Origin of the sequence: Ornithinicoccus halotolerans (assembly GCF_009602535.1) — a bacterium.
Taxonomy (GTDB): domain Bacteria; phylum Actinomycetota; class Actinomycetes; order Actinomycetales; family Dermatophilaceae; genus Ornithinicoccus; species Ornithinicoccus halotolerans.
In genome coordinates this window covers 15,389-31,501 of the sequence record NZ_WIQI01000014.1, presented here as the reverse complement: position 1 = coordinate 31,501, position 16,113 = coordinate 15,389, and the positions used below count along the sequence as shown (strand labels likewise).

The 16,113-nt window shown below is 72.0% G+C and carries 13 protein-coding genes; 6 read left to right on the top strand and 7 right to left on the bottom strand.

Annotated features, from left to right (window positions below):
* The first annotated feature begins 218 nt into the window (after positions 1–218).
* Positions 219–1,931, top strand: a complete 1,713-nt coding sequence (locus tag GFJ45_RS04945; RefSeq protein WP_407670377.1) for a BCCT family transporter — start codon at positions 219–221, stop codon at positions 1,929–1,931.
* Between the two features lie 20 nt (positions 1,932–1,951).
* Here GFJ45_RS04945 and coaE read toward each other — a convergent pair whose 3' ends face one another.
* Positions 1,952–2,863: a dephospho-CoA kinase gene (gene coaE, locus GFJ45_RS04940; protein WP_153394765.1), complete on the bottom strand. Its 912-nt coding sequence runs from the start codon at positions 2,861–2,863 to the stop codon at positions 1,952–1,954.
* An 84-nt stretch (positions 2,864–2,947) separates the two neighbouring features.
* On the opposite strand from coaE, the gene GFJ45_RS04935 reads away from it, so the two are divergent.
* The gene (locus GFJ45_RS04935) at positions 2,948–3,703 is read left to right on the top strand and encodes an SDR family NAD(P)-dependent oxidoreductase (protein WP_153394764.1); all 756 of its coding nucleotides are present in this window, start codon (positions 2,948–2,950) and stop codon (positions 3,701–3,703) included.
* An 80-nt stretch (positions 3,704–3,783) separates the two neighbouring features.
* Here the strand turns inward: GFJ45_RS04935 and rpsA are convergent, their stop codons facing one another.
* On the bottom strand, positions 3,784–5,253 hold the full coding sequence (rpsA, locus tag GFJ45_RS04930) for a 30S ribosomal protein S1 (RefSeq protein ID WP_153394763.1): 1,470 nt from the start codon (positions 5,251–5,253) through the stop codon (positions 3,784–3,786).
* Between the two features lie 185 nt (positions 5,254–5,438).
* On the opposite strand from rpsA, the gene GFJ45_RS04925 reads away from it, so the two are divergent.
* The gene (locus tag GFJ45_RS04925) at positions 5,439–6,269 is read left to right on the top strand and encodes a class I SAM-dependent methyltransferase (protein WP_228386505.1); all 831 of its coding nucleotides are present in this window, start codon (positions 5,439–5,441) and stop codon (positions 6,267–6,269) included.
* 230 nt (positions 6,270–6,499) lie between these two features.
* The gene (locus tag GFJ45_RS04920; protein WP_153394761.1) at positions 6,500–7,864 is read left to right on the top strand and encodes an ABC transporter substrate-binding protein; all 1,365 of its coding nucleotides are present in this window, start codon (positions 6,500–6,502) and stop codon (positions 7,862–7,864) included.
* Between the two features lie 113 nt (positions 7,865–7,977).
* On the opposite strand, the gene GFJ45_RS04915 is transcribed toward GFJ45_RS04920, so the two are convergent.
* The 5 genes from GFJ45_RS04915 to polA all read right to left on the bottom strand — a co-directional run bounded on the left by GFJ45_RS04915 (position 7,978) and on the right by polA (position 14,868).
* On the bottom strand, positions 7,978–8,745 hold the full coding sequence (locus GFJ45_RS04915) for an ABC transporter ATP-binding protein (protein ID WP_153394760.1): 768 nt from the start codon (positions 8,743–8,745) through the stop codon (positions 7,978–7,980).
* A complete protein-coding gene (locus GFJ45_RS04910; protein WP_153394759.1) occupies positions 8,735–9,691 on the bottom strand; it encodes an ABC transporter ATP-binding protein in 957 nt (318 codons plus the stop codon). The genes GFJ45_RS04915 and GFJ45_RS04910 overlap by 11 nt, the downstream gene beginning before the upstream one ends.
* Positions 9,681–10,670: a branched-chain amino acid ABC transporter permease gene (locus GFJ45_RS04905; protein ID WP_153394758.1), complete on the bottom strand. Its 990-nt coding sequence runs from the start codon at positions 10,668–10,670 to the stop codon at positions 9,681–9,683. The genes GFJ45_RS04910 and GFJ45_RS04905 overlap by 11 nt, the downstream gene beginning before the upstream one ends.
* 10 nt (positions 10,671–10,680) lie before the next feature.
* Positions 10,681–12,099: a branched-chain amino acid ABC transporter permease gene (locus GFJ45_RS04900; protein WP_228386503.1), complete on the bottom strand. Its 1,419-nt coding sequence runs from the start codon at positions 12,097–12,099 to the stop codon at positions 10,681–10,683.
* Between the two features lie 96 nt (positions 12,100–12,195).
* Complete coding sequence (gene polA / locus GFJ45_RS04895; protein WP_194288523.1) at positions 12,196–14,868, bottom strand: DNA polymerase I; 2,673 nt, start codon at positions 14,866–14,868, stop codon at positions 12,196–12,198.
* A 19-nt stretch (positions 14,869–14,887) separates the two neighbouring features.
* On the opposite strand from polA, the gene GFJ45_RS04890 reads away from it, so the two are divergent.
* Positions 14,888–15,313 (top strand): PaaI family thioesterase, encoded by a 426-nt coding sequence (locus GFJ45_RS04890; protein ID WP_153394756.1) that lies wholly within the window; start codon positions 14,888–14,890, stop codon positions 15,311–15,313.
* A gap of 29 nt (positions 15,314–15,342) precedes the next feature.
* Positions 15,343–16,113, top strand: a complete 771-nt coding sequence (locus GFJ45_RS04885) for a DUF554 domain-containing protein (RefSeq protein WP_228386501.1) — start codon at positions 15,343–15,345, stop codon at positions 16,111–16,113.

Sequence of the window (16,113 nt, the reverse complement as noted above, 5' to 3'; positions counted from 1 at the left end):
GCTGACAACGGCCCTCGGCGAGGGGCAACTTGATCACCACCGGGCATGGTGAGAGTCTGGAAAGGTTGCCCGCGGGCAACGCCCCCTGACCCCGACCGCGGAAGGCACCGATGACCGCACCGCCATCCTCCGACCGTCGACCAGGCCCGACGCCCGGCAGCCCCGACGCGGGGACCCGGAAGCGCACGTCGATCGCCCCCCGGGTGTTCATTCCGGCCATGGGCGTCCTGGCGATCGCCGTCGCCATCGCCATCCTCGCCCCGAGCGCCACCGAGCAAGCCCTCAACACCATCCAGACCGAGATCGTGGGCGGGTTCGGGTGGTACTACGTCCTCATCGTCGCCGGCTTCGTGATCTTCTCGCTGTTCCTGGGACTGAGCCGGTTCGGCAACATCACCCTCGGCAAGGACGAGGAGGAGCCCGAGTTCAGCCTGATGGCCTGGTTCGCGATGTTGTTCGCCGCCGGGATGGGCATCGGCCTGGTCTTCTGGGGCGCCGCCGAGCCGCTGACCTTCTTCGCCTCCGACCCCAAGCCCGGGGTCTCGACGATCGGCGTCAACGAGGCCGGCGAGCCGATCCTGGCCGGGCAGGCGCAGATGGCCCGCGCGGCCATGGCGCAGACCTTCCTGCACTGGGGCTTCCACGCCTGGGCCATCTACGTCGTCGTCGGGCTCGCGGTGGCCTACTCGGTCCACCGCAAGGGCCGCCCCGTCTCGATCCGCTGGGCGCTGGAGCCCATCCTGGGCGACCGCGTCAAGGGCTGGATCGGTGACGTCATCGACGTCGTCGCCGTCGTCGGCACCGTCGCGGGCGTGGCGACCTCGCTGGGTCTCGGCGTGCAGCAGATCTCGGCCGGGCTGGTGCACATCGGCCTGTTCGACTCCGTGACCGACGGCCTCCTGGTCGGGCTGATCTCGGTGATCACGCTCATCGCTGTCGGCTCCGTCCTCAGTGGCGTGGGCCGAGGCATCAAGTGGCTGTCGAACACCAACCTCGTCCTCGCCGGGATCTTCCTGGTGGCCGTACTCCTGCTCGGACCCACGCTGTTCCTGCTGCGCGACTTCGTGCAGTCGATCGGCGGCTACTTCCAGAACGTCGTCCAGCTCACCTTCGACACCAGCGCCTACACCACCGAGGAGGGCCAGGTCTGGCAGGGCTTCTGGACCACCTTCTACTGGGGCTGGTGGATGTCGTGGGCGCCCTTCGTCGGCATCTTCATCGCCCGGGTCTCCCGCGGCCGCACCGTGCGGGAGTTCGTCGCCGGGGTGCTGCTGGTGCCCACGCTGGTCACCTTCGTCTGGTTCTCGGTGATGGGCGGTGCGGCCATCCACCGGGAGATGTTCGGCGGGGGCGGCCTGCTCGGCGAGGACAACTCGGTGGTCTCCGAGCAGGTGCTCTTCGACCTGCTGAACGGTCTGCCCCTCGGAAGCGTCCTGTCGGTGATCGCGATCATCCTGGTGGCGATCTTCTTCATCACCTCCTCCGACTCCGGCTCGCTGGTCGTCGACATGCTGGCCTCCGGCGGCGAGACCGACCCGCCGAAGTGGAGCCGGGCGATGTGGGCGGTCCTGGAGGGCCTGGTCGCCATCGCCCTGCTGCTGGCCGGCGGCCTCACGGCGCTGCGGACGGGCGCGATCATCACCGCCTTGCCGTTCAGTTTCGTGATGATCGCCATGTGCGTGGCCACCTACAAGGCCATGCACGAGGAGCACCTCGTGCTGCTGCGCGCCGAGCGGCGGCAGCGCCGGGAGCAGCTGCAGCACGAGGTCGGCGCGCAGGTGCGCGGCGACCTGACGGAGAACTTCGACCAGCACTTCGGCGAGCAGGTGGACGACCGGATCGAGACGGCGCTGTCCAACGGCAGCGACAGCCGAGCCGGCGGCCCAGACGAGCCGACACCGCGCCGCTCACGGTTCTCACCCCGGCGCTGACCGCGCCGCGGGGCCCGGCGTCAGACCCCGGTCAGCCCGACCATGACGGGCCGGCCGGGGTCTGCGCTGCCCAGCGACCCCAAGGCGGCAGCAGGGAATCCCGCCTCGGCCAACGACTGGTGCAGGCCGGCCTCCCCAGCCGCCCCGGCCAGTCGCAGCGTCCCGCGGGTCCACCCGGCAGCGTCGGTGGCCAGCTCCGCGGCGCCCGGGCGGTATCCCGCCTGCGCCAGGACGTGGTCCAGCCGGTGCCTCACACGGGCCGCTCGCCCCGGGACGTCCTCGCCCTCCGGCGGTGGCAGCGCCTCCCCCTCGGCCACCGCCGCCTGCTGCCGTAGCCGCCGGCGCAGCGGCTCCAGGCGCTCGGTCACCAGGCGCGCCACCTGGGCATCCAGCTCCTGCCGGGCGCCGGAGTTGTCCAGCCATACGTCGGCCACGGCCCGGCGCTGCTGCCCGCTGGCCTGGGCCCTCAACCGGGACCAGGCGTCTGCTGCCGCCATGCCCCTGGCCTGCACCAGCCGGTCCACCCGCACCTGCTCGGGGGCGTCCACCACGACGACCAGGTGGTAGCGCGGCGCGTAGCCGAGCTCGACCAGCAGCGGGACGTCGTGAACCGCCCACGCCCCCTGCGGCAGCCGCGCCAGCTCGGCAGCGGTGCGCTCGCCGACCAGCGGGTGGGTGATGGCCTCCAGGTCGGCCCGCGCGGCCGGGTCGGCGAACACGATGCGCCCGAGCGCGGCCCGGTCCAGCGTCCCGCCGGCGACCACCTCCTCCCCGAACCGCTCCCGCACCGCCTGCAGCCCCGGGCTGCCCGGCGCCACGACCTCACGGGCGATGCGGTCGGCGTCCAGCACGTGGGCGCCGTGCTCGGCGAACCGGGCGGCCACGCTGGACTTGCCCGACCCGATGCCTCCGGTGAGCCCTACGACCAGCACGCCGGCACCTTACCGGTCGCCGGTGCCCCACCGCCGCGGCCGGCCCGCCCGCCACTGCCGCGGACGTCGCTAGGCTGCCGGGTCATGGGCAAGCGCATCATCGTCACCGGGGGCGGCACCGGCATCGGCCGCGCCATCGCGGCTCGGCTGGCACCGCAGGCGACCGAGCTGGTCCTGGTGGGCCGGCGGGCCTCCGTCCTGGAGCAAGCCGCCCAGGAGCTGGAGCGGGGCCCGGACACCGGCCTGGCCGTGCGCACCGCCCCGTGCGACCTCAGCGACCCGGCGGCGGTGACCGTCCTGGCCGAGCAGCTCCGCCAGGGGCCGACGGTGGACGTGCTCGTGGCGAACGCCGGCGGCAACCGCGGGCACGCCGTCGGCGGTGGACTCGCCGAGGTCGCCGAGGGGTGGCGGGCCGACTTCGACGCCAACGTCCTCACCGCGGTGCTGCTGACCGAGGGGCTGCGTGAGCACCTCACCCGCCCCGGCGGCCGCGTGGTGGCGATCAGCTCCATCGCCGCGCTGCGCGGCTCGGGCAGCTACGGCGCCGCCAAGGCGGCCCTGAACGCCTGGGTGCTGTCGCTGGCGACGTCACTCGCGCCGGACGGCATCACCGTCAACGCGGTGGCCCCGGGGTTCGTGCCGGAGACGCCGTTCTGGCAGGCCCGGGTGGCCGCCGACCCGGAGGTGTACCGCTCGCGGGTCGCGGCCACACCCGCCGGCCGCGCCGGCACCCCCGCCGAGGTCGCCGCGGCGGTGGCCCACCTCGCCTCCGAGGAGGCTGGCTGGACCACCGGCCAGATCCTGCAGGTCAACGGCGGGGCGCTGCTCGGCCGCGGCTGAGGCGACCCCACCACAGACGGACGGGCCCGGACCACCGCGTGGTGGCCCGGGCCCGCCCGGTCAGTCGATCAGCCGGCGACTCAGTGCCCGGTCAGCTTCTCCCGCAGCGCGGCCAGCGCCTCGTCCGAGGCGAGCGTCCCGCCGACGTCCTCGGCCGGGGCCTGCTCACCGGAGGAGTAGGACGCCGCGGCGGCCGGCGCCGGCTCGGCGCCGGGCGACTCGGTGTCCTCCTCGCTCGCGGCCTCCACCTGGGCCTTGTGCGCCTCCCAGCGAGCGTGGGCGTCGGCGTACTCCTTCTCCCACTTCTCCCGCTGCTCCTCGTAGCCCTCGAGCCACTCGTTGGTCTCGGGGTCGAAGCCCTCGGGGTACTTGTAGTTGCCCTGCTCGTCGTACTCCGCGGCCATCCCGTAGAGGGTGGGGTCGAACTCCTGGGTGACCGCCTCGGTGGCCTGCTTCAGCGACAGCGAGATGCGGCGGCGCTCCAGGTCGATGTCGATGACCTTGACAAAGATCTCCGCGCCCACCTGCACGACCTGCTCGGGCAGCTCGACGTGGCGCTCGGCCAGCTCCGAGATGTGCACCAGGCCCTCGATGCCGTCCTCGACACGCACGAAGGCGCCGAACGGGACCAGCTTGGTGACCTTGCCCGGCACGATCTGGCCGATGGCGTGGGTGCGGGCGAAGTGCTGCCAGGGGTCCTCCTGGGTCGCCTTGAGCGACAGCGAGACCCGCTCGCGGTCCATGTCGACGTCGAGCACCTCCACGGTGACCTCGTCGCCGACCTCGACGACCTCGCCCGGGTGGTCGATGTGCTTCCAGGACAGCTCGGAGACGTGCACCAGGCCGTCGACGCCACCACCGAGGTCCACGAACGCGCCGAAGTTGACGATGCTGGAGACAGTGCCGGTGCGGACCTGGCCCTTCTGCAGCTCCTTGAGGAAGGTGGTGCGCACCTCGGACTGGGTCTGCTCCAGCCAGGCGCGCCGCGACAGCACCACGTTGTTGCGGTTCTTGTCCAGCTCGATGATCTTGGCCTCGATCTGCCGGCCCACGTAGGGCTGCAGGTCACGGACCCGGCGCATCTCCACCAGCGAGGCCGGCAGGAAGCCGCGCAGCCCGATGTCGAGGATGAGGCCGCCCTTGACGACCTCGATGACGGTGCCGGTGACGACGCCGTCCTCCTCCTTGATCTGCTCGATGGAGCCCCAGGCGCGCTCGTACTGGGCGCGCTTCTTCGACAGGATCAGGCGCCCCTCCTTGTCCTCCTTCTGCAGGACCAGCGCCTCGACCTCGTCGCCGACATTGACCACCTCGGAGGGGTCCACGTCGTGCTTGATGGCCAGCTCGCGCGAGGGGATGACGCCCTCGGTCTTGTAGCCGATGTCGAGCAGGACCTCGTCCCGGTCGACCTTGACGATGACACCCTCGACGATGTCGCCGTCGTTGAAGTTCTTGATGGTCGCGTCGATCGCTGCGAGCAGCTCCTCCTCAGACCCGATGTCGTTGACAGCGATCTGGGAGTTGGCCGTGTCGGCCGCGGTAGCAGTCATGTAGTAGGGGCTCCGATTGGTTGGCACACTATGGGGGTGGCAGCGACCGCAGTCGCACCACCGGGATGGACAGTCTTGCAGGCACGCGTGAGCGCACGCCACGCGCCCACCTAGCCTATCCGGCACGACGGAGCGGGGCAAACCGCGCGCTGGCGGCGCTGCGGGCGGCTGGCAGACTGACGGCCGTGACCGGCCGCGCTCCCTCCCCCGCGCCTGGACCCCCGGAGCGGGTGCTGCGACGAGATGTCGACCCCGAGGTGAGCAGCCGCGCCAGCCGACGCTGGTGGGACGCGCAAGCCGGCAGCTACCTGGCGGAACACGCGGCCGTGCTGGGCACCGCGACCCTGGTGTGGGGCCCGGAAGGCTGGCGTGAGGACCAGCTGCGGCTGCTCGGCGACCTCACCGGCCGGGACGTGCTGGAGCTGGGGTGCGGCGCGGCCCAGGGCGCCCGTTGGTGCGCTGCCCAGGGCGCCAGGGTGGTGGCGCTGGACCTGTCCCGTCAGATGCTCGCCCACGGCCGTGCCATGGACCAGGCCGGCCGTCGCGCGCCGGTGGCCTACCTACAGGCGAACGCCCGGTCGCTGCCACTGGCCGGCGGCAGTGTGGACGTGGTGTTCTCCGCCTACGGGGCGCTGCCCTTCGTCGCCGACTCGGTGGGGGTGCTGCGGGAGGCCGCGAGGGTGCTGCGGGCCGGCGGCCGGCTGGTCTTCTCGGTGAGCCACCCCTTCCGGTGGACGCTGCCGGACGTGCCGGGCGAGGCGGGGCTGACGGTGACGCAGAGCTACTTCGACCGCCGGCCCTACGTGGAGGAGGACGCCACCGGCCAGGTGGTCTACAGCGAGCACCACCGCACCCTCGGCGACCGGGTCCGGGAGCTGCGCGCCGCCGGGCTGGTGCTGGAGGACCTGGTCGAGCCCGAGTGGCCGGAGGGGGCGACACACACCTGGGGCGGGTGGAGCCCGGTGCGGGGCCGGCTGCTGCCCGGCACGGCGATCTTCTGCGCGCGACGTCCCTGAGGTGTCGCCGCACCGGGCGCACCCGGTGCACCCGGTGCACCCGGTGCACCCGGTGCACCGGGCCCGCCGGGAGCGGGAGGACGACCGGTCGTGCCGTGTCCGCCGTCCGGCCAGCGGACACGGTTGGTCACAGGTTGGTCACAACCGTCTCTTCCAGCCCCTTCCGGCACTAAGGTGGCGCCACACACCCCCGAGGAGCACAGCCGCTCCCGTGAGCCGAGAGGGAAACTATGCGTAGGACGAGGCACTTCCGGGCGGCGGCCACGCTGTCCGCCGTCGCACTGCTGGCCGCCTGCGGTGGCGGTGACGGTGAGGAGCCCGCGGGCGAGGACGTCGACCAGGGGCAGACCGAGGACGCCGGGGACGCCGAGGACACCGAGACGGAGGACGAGAGCACCGCCACTGAGGACGGGGGGGAGGCTGCCGGCGGAGGGTCCGCCGACGAGTTCTCGCTCGGCTACGTGCTGCCGGAGACCGGCCAGCTGGCCTTCCTCGGCCCGCCGCAGATCTCCGCCCTCGGCCTGGCGATCGAGGACATCAACGCCGCCGGCGGCGTGCTGGGCAACGAGGTGCCGGAGCCGGTCCCCGGCGACGAGGCGGCGCAGGACACGGTGGCGCAGGCCTCGGCCGACCGGGTCCTCAACCAGGACGTCAGCGCCATCGTGGGGGCCGCGGCCTCCGGCATGTCGCTGGCGATCATCGACCGGGTGACCGGCGCGGGCGTGATGCAGTGCTCAGGGTCCAACACGGCCCCGACCTTCACCGACTACGAGGACAACGGCCTCTACATCCGCACCGCGCCCTCGGACGCGCTGCAGGGGCCGGTGCTGGCCAACCTCATCATCAACGACGGCTGGTCCAACGTGGCGATCCTGGCCCGTGCCGACGACTACGGCCAGGGCCTGGCCGACGCCACCGCCGAGGCGCTGGAGAACGCTGGGGCGACGGTCGCGGTCAACGAGACCTACGACCCGAACGCCACCGACTTCAACGCCCCGGTCCAGTCCGCGGTCAACTCGGGCGCCGACGCGGTCGTGGTCATCGCGTTCGAGGAGGGCACCCAGATCATCCAGGGCCTCATCGAGAACGGCATGACGCCGGCCGACATGGGGTTCTACGGCGCCGACGGCGTGCGCTCCCCCGACCTGGCCACCCTGGTCAACGAGAGCGACCCCAGCGTGCTCGCGGGGATGAAGGGCACCGCGCCGGCCTCGGCTGACAACCCGGACTTCTTGGACGCGCTGGCGGAGTTCGACCCGGAGCTGGGCGACAACACGCAGTTCGCCCCGCAGGTCTACGACTGCGTGGTCACCATGGCCCTGGCGGCCGAGGCGGCGGGGTCGGCCGACGCCGAGGTGTTCAAGGAGGAGGTCGTCAACGTCACCAAGGACGGTGAGAAGTGCACCTCCTACGAGCAGTGCCTGGAGCTGGTGAGCAACGGTGAGGACATCGACTACGACGGCGTGAGCGGTCCGCTCGACTTCGTCGAGGCCGGTGAGCCCGGCCGGGCCACCATCGAGGTCTACGGCTTCAACGAGGAAGGCGAGCTCGAGTCGCTGGAGACGGTGGAGTCCAACCCGCAGGAGGACATGTGAGGCGGTGACGCCTCCGGCCCTGCGCGGCTGCTGCGGAAGGCCCCGGTCCCCTGGGACCGGGGCCTTCCCGCGTCAGCGGCGCCGGCGACGCGAGGGCACCCCGCGGCAGCGAGTCAGGAGTCGACTCGGGTGAGCGTGCCCAGGTAGAGCTCGATCACCTTCGGGTCCTGGGCGAGCTCTTCGCCGGTACCGGTGTAGGCCTCCTTGCCCTGGTCCAGGACGTAGGCCCGGTCGGAGATGTCCAGACACTGCCGGGCGTTCTGCTCCACCATCAGGATGGACACCCCCGCGGAGTTGATGCGTTCCACCGCCTCGAACACCGTGTCCTGCATCATCGGCGACAGGCCCGCCGACGGCTCGTCGAGGAACAGCACCTCGGGGTCGGTCATCAGCGCCCGGCCCATCGCGACCACCTGGCGCTCACCGCCGGACAGCGAGCCGGCCTTCTGGGCCCGCCGGTCGACGAGCAGGGGGAACAGCTCGCCGACCGCGGCCATGCGGGCCGGGAACTCCTTGGGCCGCAGGTACAACCCCATCTGCAGGTTCTCCTCGATGGTCAGCGAGGGGAAGACGTTGTTGTTCTGCGGCACGTAGCCGAGGCCGTCACCGACCAGCCGGTGCGCCGGCCGGCCGGTGATCTCCACGTCCTTCAGGAGCACCTGCCCGGAACGAACCGGCACCAGCCCGAACATCGCCTTGATCAGGGTGGACTTGCCGGCCCCGTTCGGTCCGATGATCCCGACCAGCTCACCGGAGGCGACGTGCACGCTGCACCCGGTGAGGATGTCGACCTCGGGGATGTAGCCGGCCACCAGGTCCTCGGTCCGCAGCAGCGGCTGCTCGGCTGCCTCGGCGGCGGGGCGCCCTGCCTCAGTGCTCACCGTCGTCCTCCTTCAGCTCACGGCGGGTACCCAGGTAGGCGTCGATGACCGCCTTGTTGCGTCGGATGTCGTCGGGCCTGCCCTCGGCGATGACCCGACCCTCGGCCATCACCACGATCCAGTCGCTGATCGCCATGATGACGTCCATGTCGTGCTCGACCAGGACGACCGTCGTGCCCTCGTCGCGCAGCCCCTGGATGTGGCCCAGCAGCGACTGCGTCAGCGCCGGGTTGACCCCCGCCATCGGCTCGTCGAGCATCACCAGGCTGGGGCGAACCATCAGCGCCCGGGCCATCTCCAGCAGCTTGCGCTGGCCGCCCGACATGGTGCCGGCGAACTCGTCGCGCATGTGTGTCAGCCGGAACCGCTCCAGCAGCGCATCGGCCCGCTGCCGCACCTGGTCCTCCTGCCCGCGCCACAGGAACCGCAGCGGGGCCGTGAGCAGCCGCTCCCCGCGCTGGCCGGTGGCGCCGAGCATGACGTTCTCCAGCGTGGTGAGGCGCATCAGCGCCTTGGTGAGCTGGAAGGTCCGCACCATGCCGCTGCCGGCGATGCGGTAGGCCGGCCGGCCGGTGATGTCGGCGCCGTCGAAGCGCCACCGTCCCGAGTCCGGGCGGTCGAAACCGGTGACGAGGTTGAAGAAGGTGGACTTCCCGGCACCGTTGGGGCCGATGACGGCGGTGATGGTTCCCCGCTGCACCTCGACGTGGTCCACCTGGACGGCCTTGACCCCACCAAAGCTGCGCGTCAGGTCCTCGACAACCAGGATCGGATCCGGCTTCGGGACGCCGGGCTCGGCGGCGACGTCGGCGAGCGCTCGCGCCGCGCGGCTGGCACCCTCGCTCGGCGCCTCGTGCTGCAGCCTGGCTTCCTCCTCGACCAGCTCCGCACGCTGGTGGACGAGGTCCTCGGGCTCCTCGCGCGGTGTGGCCTGGTCAGCGGACATCGAGACGCAGCTCCTTCTGGTCACCCATCAGCCCCGCCGGGCGGAACATCATCAGCAGCATCAGCCCGAGCCCGACCGCGGCGAACCGCACCGCCCCGATGTCGCTGGCGACCAGCACGCTCGCGGGGACCAGGCCGGTGCCGATGGCCTGCCGCAGGGCCGAGTCCAGGAACGTCAGCAGGAACCAGAACACCACCGAGCCCACGATGGGCGCCAGCACCCGGCTCGCGCCGCCCAGGATCATGATCGTCCACAGGTAGAAGGTGATGATCGGCATGAAGCTGTCCGGGTTCAGTGCCTGGGAGTTGATCCCGATCAGCGCACCGGCCAGCGCGCCCATGACGCCACCGAGCACCAGGCTCTGCATCTTGTAGGCGAACACGTTCTTGCCCAGGCTGCGGGCCGCCTGCTCGTCCTCGCGGACCGAGCGCAGCACCCGTCCCCACGGGCTGTGGATTAGCAGCGCCACCAGGCCGGCAGCCAGGAACGCCGCCCCCCAGCCGACCGTCATCACCCACAGCGCGCGCGGGCTGAACGTGAGCCACCCCAGGTCCAGCGGCCCGCTGTAGGGGTTGAACGCGTAGAAGCCACCGGCGAACTGCTTCAACCCGAACACCCCGCCGGTCAACGGCTCTGCCCAGCTGGAGCGGTACAGGTAGCGCAGCACCTCCGCGGCCGCGATGGTGGCGATGGCCAGGTAGTCCCCGCGCAACCGCAGCGTCGGGAAGCCCAGCAGCAGCGCGAGCAGCACCGCGCAGAGAACTCCGACGAGGACACCGGCCCAGAGCGGCCAGCCCCAGGCGACGACCGGGACGGCCGTGCCGTAGGCACCCACGAGCATGAAGCCGACCTGGCCGAAGTTGAGCAGTCCGGTGTAGCCGAAGTGGATGTTCAGCCCGATCGCCGCGAGCGCGTAGATGGCCGCCTCGGGGCCGAAGGCACCCCGGACGCTGTTGCTGAGAATCGCCAGCAGGTCCATCGTCACTCCCTCAGCCGATCCGCTCGCGGCGTCCAAGGATGCCCTGGGGCCGGAACAGCAGCACCAGGATCATCGCCAGCAGGGCCCACATGAACTGCAGCGAAGCCGGGAACCACAGCGTCGACAGCTGCGAGATCACCCCGATGGCCAGCGAGCCGATCATGGCCCCGTAGGCGCTGCCGATCCCGCCCAGGATCACCCCGGCGAACATCAGCAGCAGCAGCGTGAAGCCCATCTCGGGGTAGATGGCCTGGGTGAGCCCGTAGAGCACCCCACCGAGGCCGGCCAGTCCCCCGCCGACCAGCCACACCACCATCACCACGCGCTCGACGTCGATGCCGGAGGCCCGGGCGAGGTCCTGGTTGTCGTTGACGGCCCGCATCGCCTTGCCGGTCCGGGTCCGCTGCAGCATGACCGCGACCAGCACCATGACCAGGAACGCCAGCACGGTGATGACCAGGTCGCGCGGCGTGATCCGCACCAGCCCCAGGTCCCAAGCCGGCTGCAGCGTGAACTCGTCGTACTGGCGGCGCCGCGAGCCGAAGACCACCAGCACCAGGTGGCGCAGCACCAGCGAGAGCCCGATCGCGACGATGAACATCTGGATCAGCCCGGTGCTACGCCGCCGCATCGGCCGCCAGACCGACAGCTCCAGGCCGCCGGCGAGGGCCGCCGCGAACGCGATCGCCACCACCGCACCCAGCACCAGCGGCAGCGGGCCGCCGGTGGAGGCGAAGAAGGCGACCACCGCCCCGATCGTGACGAACTCCCCGTGGGCGAAGTTGATCAGCCGGGTGGTACCGAACACCAGCGACAGCCCGACCGAGGTGATCGCGATGATCGCCCCGAACTTGATCCCCTCCACGAGCAGCTGGGCCACCTTGGACAGCAGCGTCGGGCCGGCAGCACCGGCCCCGGAGCCGCCACCGGGCACGCCCTCCCCCTCGCCGTCGCCGGCGAGCTGGAAGATGACGCCCTGGGCGGCGCCGGGCCGCACGACGACCCCCTGGAGCTGCTCGCCGCCCTCCTCCCGAGGGACGACCCCCTCGGGCAGCTCGGCGGGGTCGTAGCCGACGGCGTAGGTGCCGGGCCCGGGCAGGCCGACCTCCCACTGCCCCTGGTCGTCGGTGACGGTCGAGCCGACCTCTTCGCCGTCGCGGGTGACGGTGATCGTCAGCCCGGAGAGGGGCTGGCGGTCCGGACCGCGCAGCGTCCCCCGCAGCAGCTCGGCCGGCTCCTCCGGCTGCTGAGTCTCCTCGGCGTCGTCGGGGGCCTCCGTCTGCTGCAGCGGCAGCATCGAGGCCGTCGTGACCGGGGCGGTGTCCCCGGCACCGGTCACGGGTCCGGCGCCGGGGGCTGCTACCGCGACGGCGCCCCAGGACAGGGCGATCGTCAGGGCAGCAAGCAGCCCCACCAGGCGTGCGAGCACGGGTCCCTCCTTCGATTGCTGCCGGGAGTAAACCACACGCCCGCAGCACGACCCAGACGGTGCGCGACCGTCGTGCTCAAACCGTGACCTGGCCGGTCAGTGAGCGGCCTCGTGCCAGGTCCGGCCCCACCCCACGGAGACGTCGAGCGGCACGTCCAGCGGCACCGCGCTGCCCATCTGCTCGCGCACGAGCGACTCCAGCTGCGCGCGCTCCTCCGCCACGGCCTCGAGCACCAGCTCGTCGTGGACCTGCAGCAGGATCCGGGACCGGGTCCCGGCCTCACGGAGCGCCTCGTCGACCCGCAGCATGGCGACCTTCATGATGTCGGCAGCCGAGCCCTGGATCGGGGCGTTGAGTGCCATCCGCTCGGCCATCTCGCGGCGCTGCCGGTTGTCGGAGTTCAGGTCTGGCAGGTAGCGGCGGCGGCCCAGCATGGTCTCGGTGAAGCCGGTGCTGCGCGCCTCGGCCACGACGTCGCGCAGGTAGTCACGGACCCCGCCGAACCGGGCGAAGTACTCCTCCATCAGCCCCTTGGCCTCCTCGGTGCTGATGCCGAGCTGCTTGGAGAGGCCGAACGCCGACAGCCCGTAGGCCAGCCCGTAGCTCATCGCCTTCACCTTGGCGCGCATCTCCAGGGTGACCTCCTCGGGGGCGACCGAGAACACCCGGGACCCCACGAAGCGGTGCAGGTCCTCACCCGTGCGGAAGGCCTCGATCAGCCCGGTGTCACCGGACAGGTGGGCCATGATCCGCATCTCGATCTGGCTGTAATCGACCGACATCAGCGAGTCATAGCCGCGCCCCACCACGAAGATCTCCCGGATCCGGCGCCCCTCCTCGGTGCGGATCGGGATGTTCTGCAGGTTCGGGTCGGTCGAGCTCAGCCGTCCGGTCGCGGCGATCGTCTGCATGTAGGTGGTGTGCACCCGCCCGTCGTCGGCCACCGACTTGAGCAGCCCCTCGGCCGTCACCCGCAGCCTGGTGGCGTCGCGGTGGCGCAGCAGCGCCTCCAGGAACGGGTGCTCCGTCTGCGCGTACAGCCCGGCCAGCGCGTCGGCGTCGGTCGTGTAGCCGGTCTTGGTCCGGCGGGTCTTCGGCAGCCCGAGCCGCTCGAACAGCACCGTCTGCAGCTGCTTGGGCGACCCCAGGTTGACGGTCGGGTCGTCGATGGCCTGCCAGGCGTCCTGCTGGGCCCGGGCCACCGCGTCGGCGAAGTCGGACTCGAGTGCCTGCAGCCCGGGCAGGTCGACCGCGATCCCGGCCTGCTCCATCCGGGCCAGCACTGCCACGAGCGGCAGCTCGGTGGTCCGGAGCAGCTCGGCGCCCTGCACGTCCGCCAGCTGCTCGTCCAGCGCCTCGGAGAGCTCCAGGACGGCACGGGCGTGCACCATCGCCGAGCGCGCCTGGCCGTCCTCCTCGCCGACGTCGAGCGCGAGCTGGCCCTGCCCGCTCTCGGTCTCCTCCAGCCGCAGCTCTCGGCGCAGGTAGCGCAGCGTCAGGTCGGCCAGGTCGTAGGAGCGCTGGTCCGGGCGAACCAGGTAGGCGGCCAGGGCGGTGTCCTGGACTACCCCGGCGACCGGCATGCCGCGGTCGCGGAGCGCGTGGAGGGGTCCCTTCAGGTCGTGCAGCACCTTCGGCCGGGCGGGGTCGGCCAGCCAGCCGACGAGCGCCTGCTCGGCCTCACCGGCCAGGTCGGCGGTGTCGATGTAGGCCGCCGCGTCCGCGGCAGCCAGGCCCAGGCCGGTGACGTCCCCCGCGCCGCGGGCCCACCCGCCGACCACGTGCACCCCGACCCGCGTCCCCTGTCCCGCGTGCTCGGCCAGCCACCCGGCCACCTGCTCGGGGGCGAGCCGGTCGCCGGCGACGTCGATGCCCTCCTCGGCCTCCTCCTCGACCGGCTCCAGGGTCTCGAAGAGGCGGTCGCGCAGCACCCGGAACTCCAGCCCGTCGAAGACCCGGTGCACCTCCTCCCGGTTCCAGCCGCGCCGCTCCAGGTCGGCCAGGGCGACCGGCAGCGGCAGGTCGGACACCAGCTGGTTCAGCTGGCGGTTGCGCAGCACCTGTGCCAGGTGGTCGCGGAAGGCCTGCCCCGCCTTCCCGGTCAGCTCGTCGGCGGCATTCACCACGCCGGCCAGGTCGCCGTACTTGCCGAGCCACTTGGCGGCCGTCTTCGGCCCCACGCCGGGCACCCCCGGCAGGTTGTCCGAGGACTCCCCGACCAGGGCGGCCAGGTCGCTGTAGCGCTCCGGGCTCACCCCGTACCGCTCCTGGACGGCCTCCGGAGTCATCCGGGCCAGGTCCGAGACCCCCTTGCGCGGGTAGAGGAGGGTGACCTTCTTGTCGACCAGCTGGATGGCGTCCCGGTCACCGGAGCAGATCAGCACCTCCATCCCCTCCTCGCGGGCCTCCCTGGTCAACGTGGCGATGACGTCGTCGGCCTCGTAGCCCTGCACCCCCAGGTGGGTCATGCCGAGCGCGTCGAGCACCTCCTGGATGAGCGAGAGCTGGCCGGTGAAGTCCTCCGGGGTGGTGGCCCGGCCGGCCTTGTACTCGGCGTACTGCTCGGTGCGGAAGGTCTGCCGAGAGACGTCGAAGGCCACCCCCAGGTGGGTGGGCGCCTCGTCCCGCAGCACGTTGATGAGCATCGCGGTGAAGCCGTAGACCGCGTTGGTCGTCTGCCCGGTGCTGGTGGAGAAGTTCTCCACCGGCAGCGCGAAGAAGGCCCGGTAGGCCAGGGAGTGCCCGTCCAGCAGCAGCAGTCGACTCACGGATGCCACCCTATGTGGCATGACCGACACCTCCGCAGCCACGCCCGGACCGTCCGCCGGTGGCGTCGACGGCACCCTCATGGCGCGGATGGGGCTGGAGGTCACCGCCTGCACGGCCGACGGCGCGGAGGGGTGGCTGCCGGTCGCGGGCAACACCCAGCCCTACGGGGTCCTGCACGGCGGGGCGTCCGCGGTGCTCGTCGAGACGCTGGCCTCGGTCGCGGCGGCGACCCACGCGGGCCCGGGCCGGATCGCCCTCGGGGTCGATCTCAACGTCACCCACCACCGGGCGGTGCGCACCGGGCGGGTGCACGGCGTGGCCACCGCCCTGGCGCTGGGCCGGTCGGTGGCCAGCTACGAGGTGACGGTGCGCGACGAGCAGGACCGCACGGTGGCCACCGGGAGGCTCACCTGCCACCTGCGAGAGGCACCCCGCTCCGGCTGAGCGGCGTGGGCGCCCATACCCTGCCGGGTGTGGAGGCTGCCTTCCCCGGCATGGGGACCATCATCAACGTCGTGGCGATCCTGCTCGGCAGCGTGCTGGGGCTGATCGTGGGGCACCGGCTCCCCGAGCGGGTGCGGGCGGTCGTGACCGACTGCCTCGGGCTGGTCACCCTGCTGATCGCCGCAGACGCCGCGTTCGCGGTGGCCGACCCGGCGCTGGCCCAGGAGCTCGGTCGCGGTGTGCCGGTCCTGGTGGTCCTCGGCAGCCTGCTGCTGGGGGGTATCGGCGGCTCGCTGCTGCGGATCGAGCACCGCATCGAGATGATGGGCGGCGCCCTGCAGCGCTACGTGGCCCGCCGCTTCCCCGCCTCCGACGACGGCCATGGCGCGCGGGAGCGGTTCGTGCAGGGCTGGCTGACCACCTCGCTGCTGTTCTGCGTGGGTCCGCTGGCGGTGCTCGGGCCGATCCGTGACGGACTGGGGCTCGGCATCGACCAGCTGGCGCTGAAGTCCTCCCTGGACGGCTTCGCCTCGCTGGCCTTCGCCTCGACGTTCGGGATCGGCGTGGCCTTCTCCGCGCTGACGGTCGGCGTGTTCCAAGGCGCGTTCACCGTCGTGGGGATGGGGCTCGGCGCGGTGCTGCCGGACGCCTACGTCGCGATGCTCACCGCGGTCGGCGGGTTGCTGCTGGTCGGGGTGGCCTTCCGGTTGCTCCGGGTGCGGGACCTGCCGGTCGGTGACCTGCTGCCGGCGCTGGTGGTCGCGCCGCCCCTCATGGCACTGGTCGCCGCGCTGACCTGA

Bases quoted from the DNA above. Each gene is read 5' to 3' on its own strand.
- GFJ45_RS04945 (WP_407670377.1), top strand. From the start codon at position 219: ATGGGCGTCCTGGCGATCGCCGTCGCCATCGCCATCCTCGCCCCGAGC.
- GFJ45_RS04890 (WP_153394756.1), top strand. From the start codon at position 14,888: ATGACCGACACCTCCGCAGCCACGCCCGGACCGTCCGCCGGTGGCGTC.
- GFJ45_RS04935 (WP_153394764.1), top strand. From the start codon at position 2,948: ATGGGCAAGCGCATCATCGTCACCGGGGGCGGCACCGGCATCGGCCGC.
- rpsA (WP_153394763.1), bottom strand. From the start codon at position 5,253: ATGACTGCTACCGCGGCCGACACGGCCAACTCCCAGATCGCTGTCAAC.
- GFJ45_RS04920 (WP_153394761.1), top strand. From the start codon at position 6,500: ATGCGTAGGACGAGGCACTTCCGGGCGGCGGCCACGCTGTCCGCCGTC.
- GFJ45_RS04905 (WP_153394758.1), bottom strand. From the start codon at position 10,670: ATGGACCTGCTGGCGATTCTCAGCAACAGCGTCCGGGGTGCCTTCGGC.
- GFJ45_RS04910 (WP_153394759.1), bottom strand. From the start codon at position 9,691: ATGTCCGCTGACCAGGCCACACCGCGCGAGGAGCCCGAGGACCTCGTC.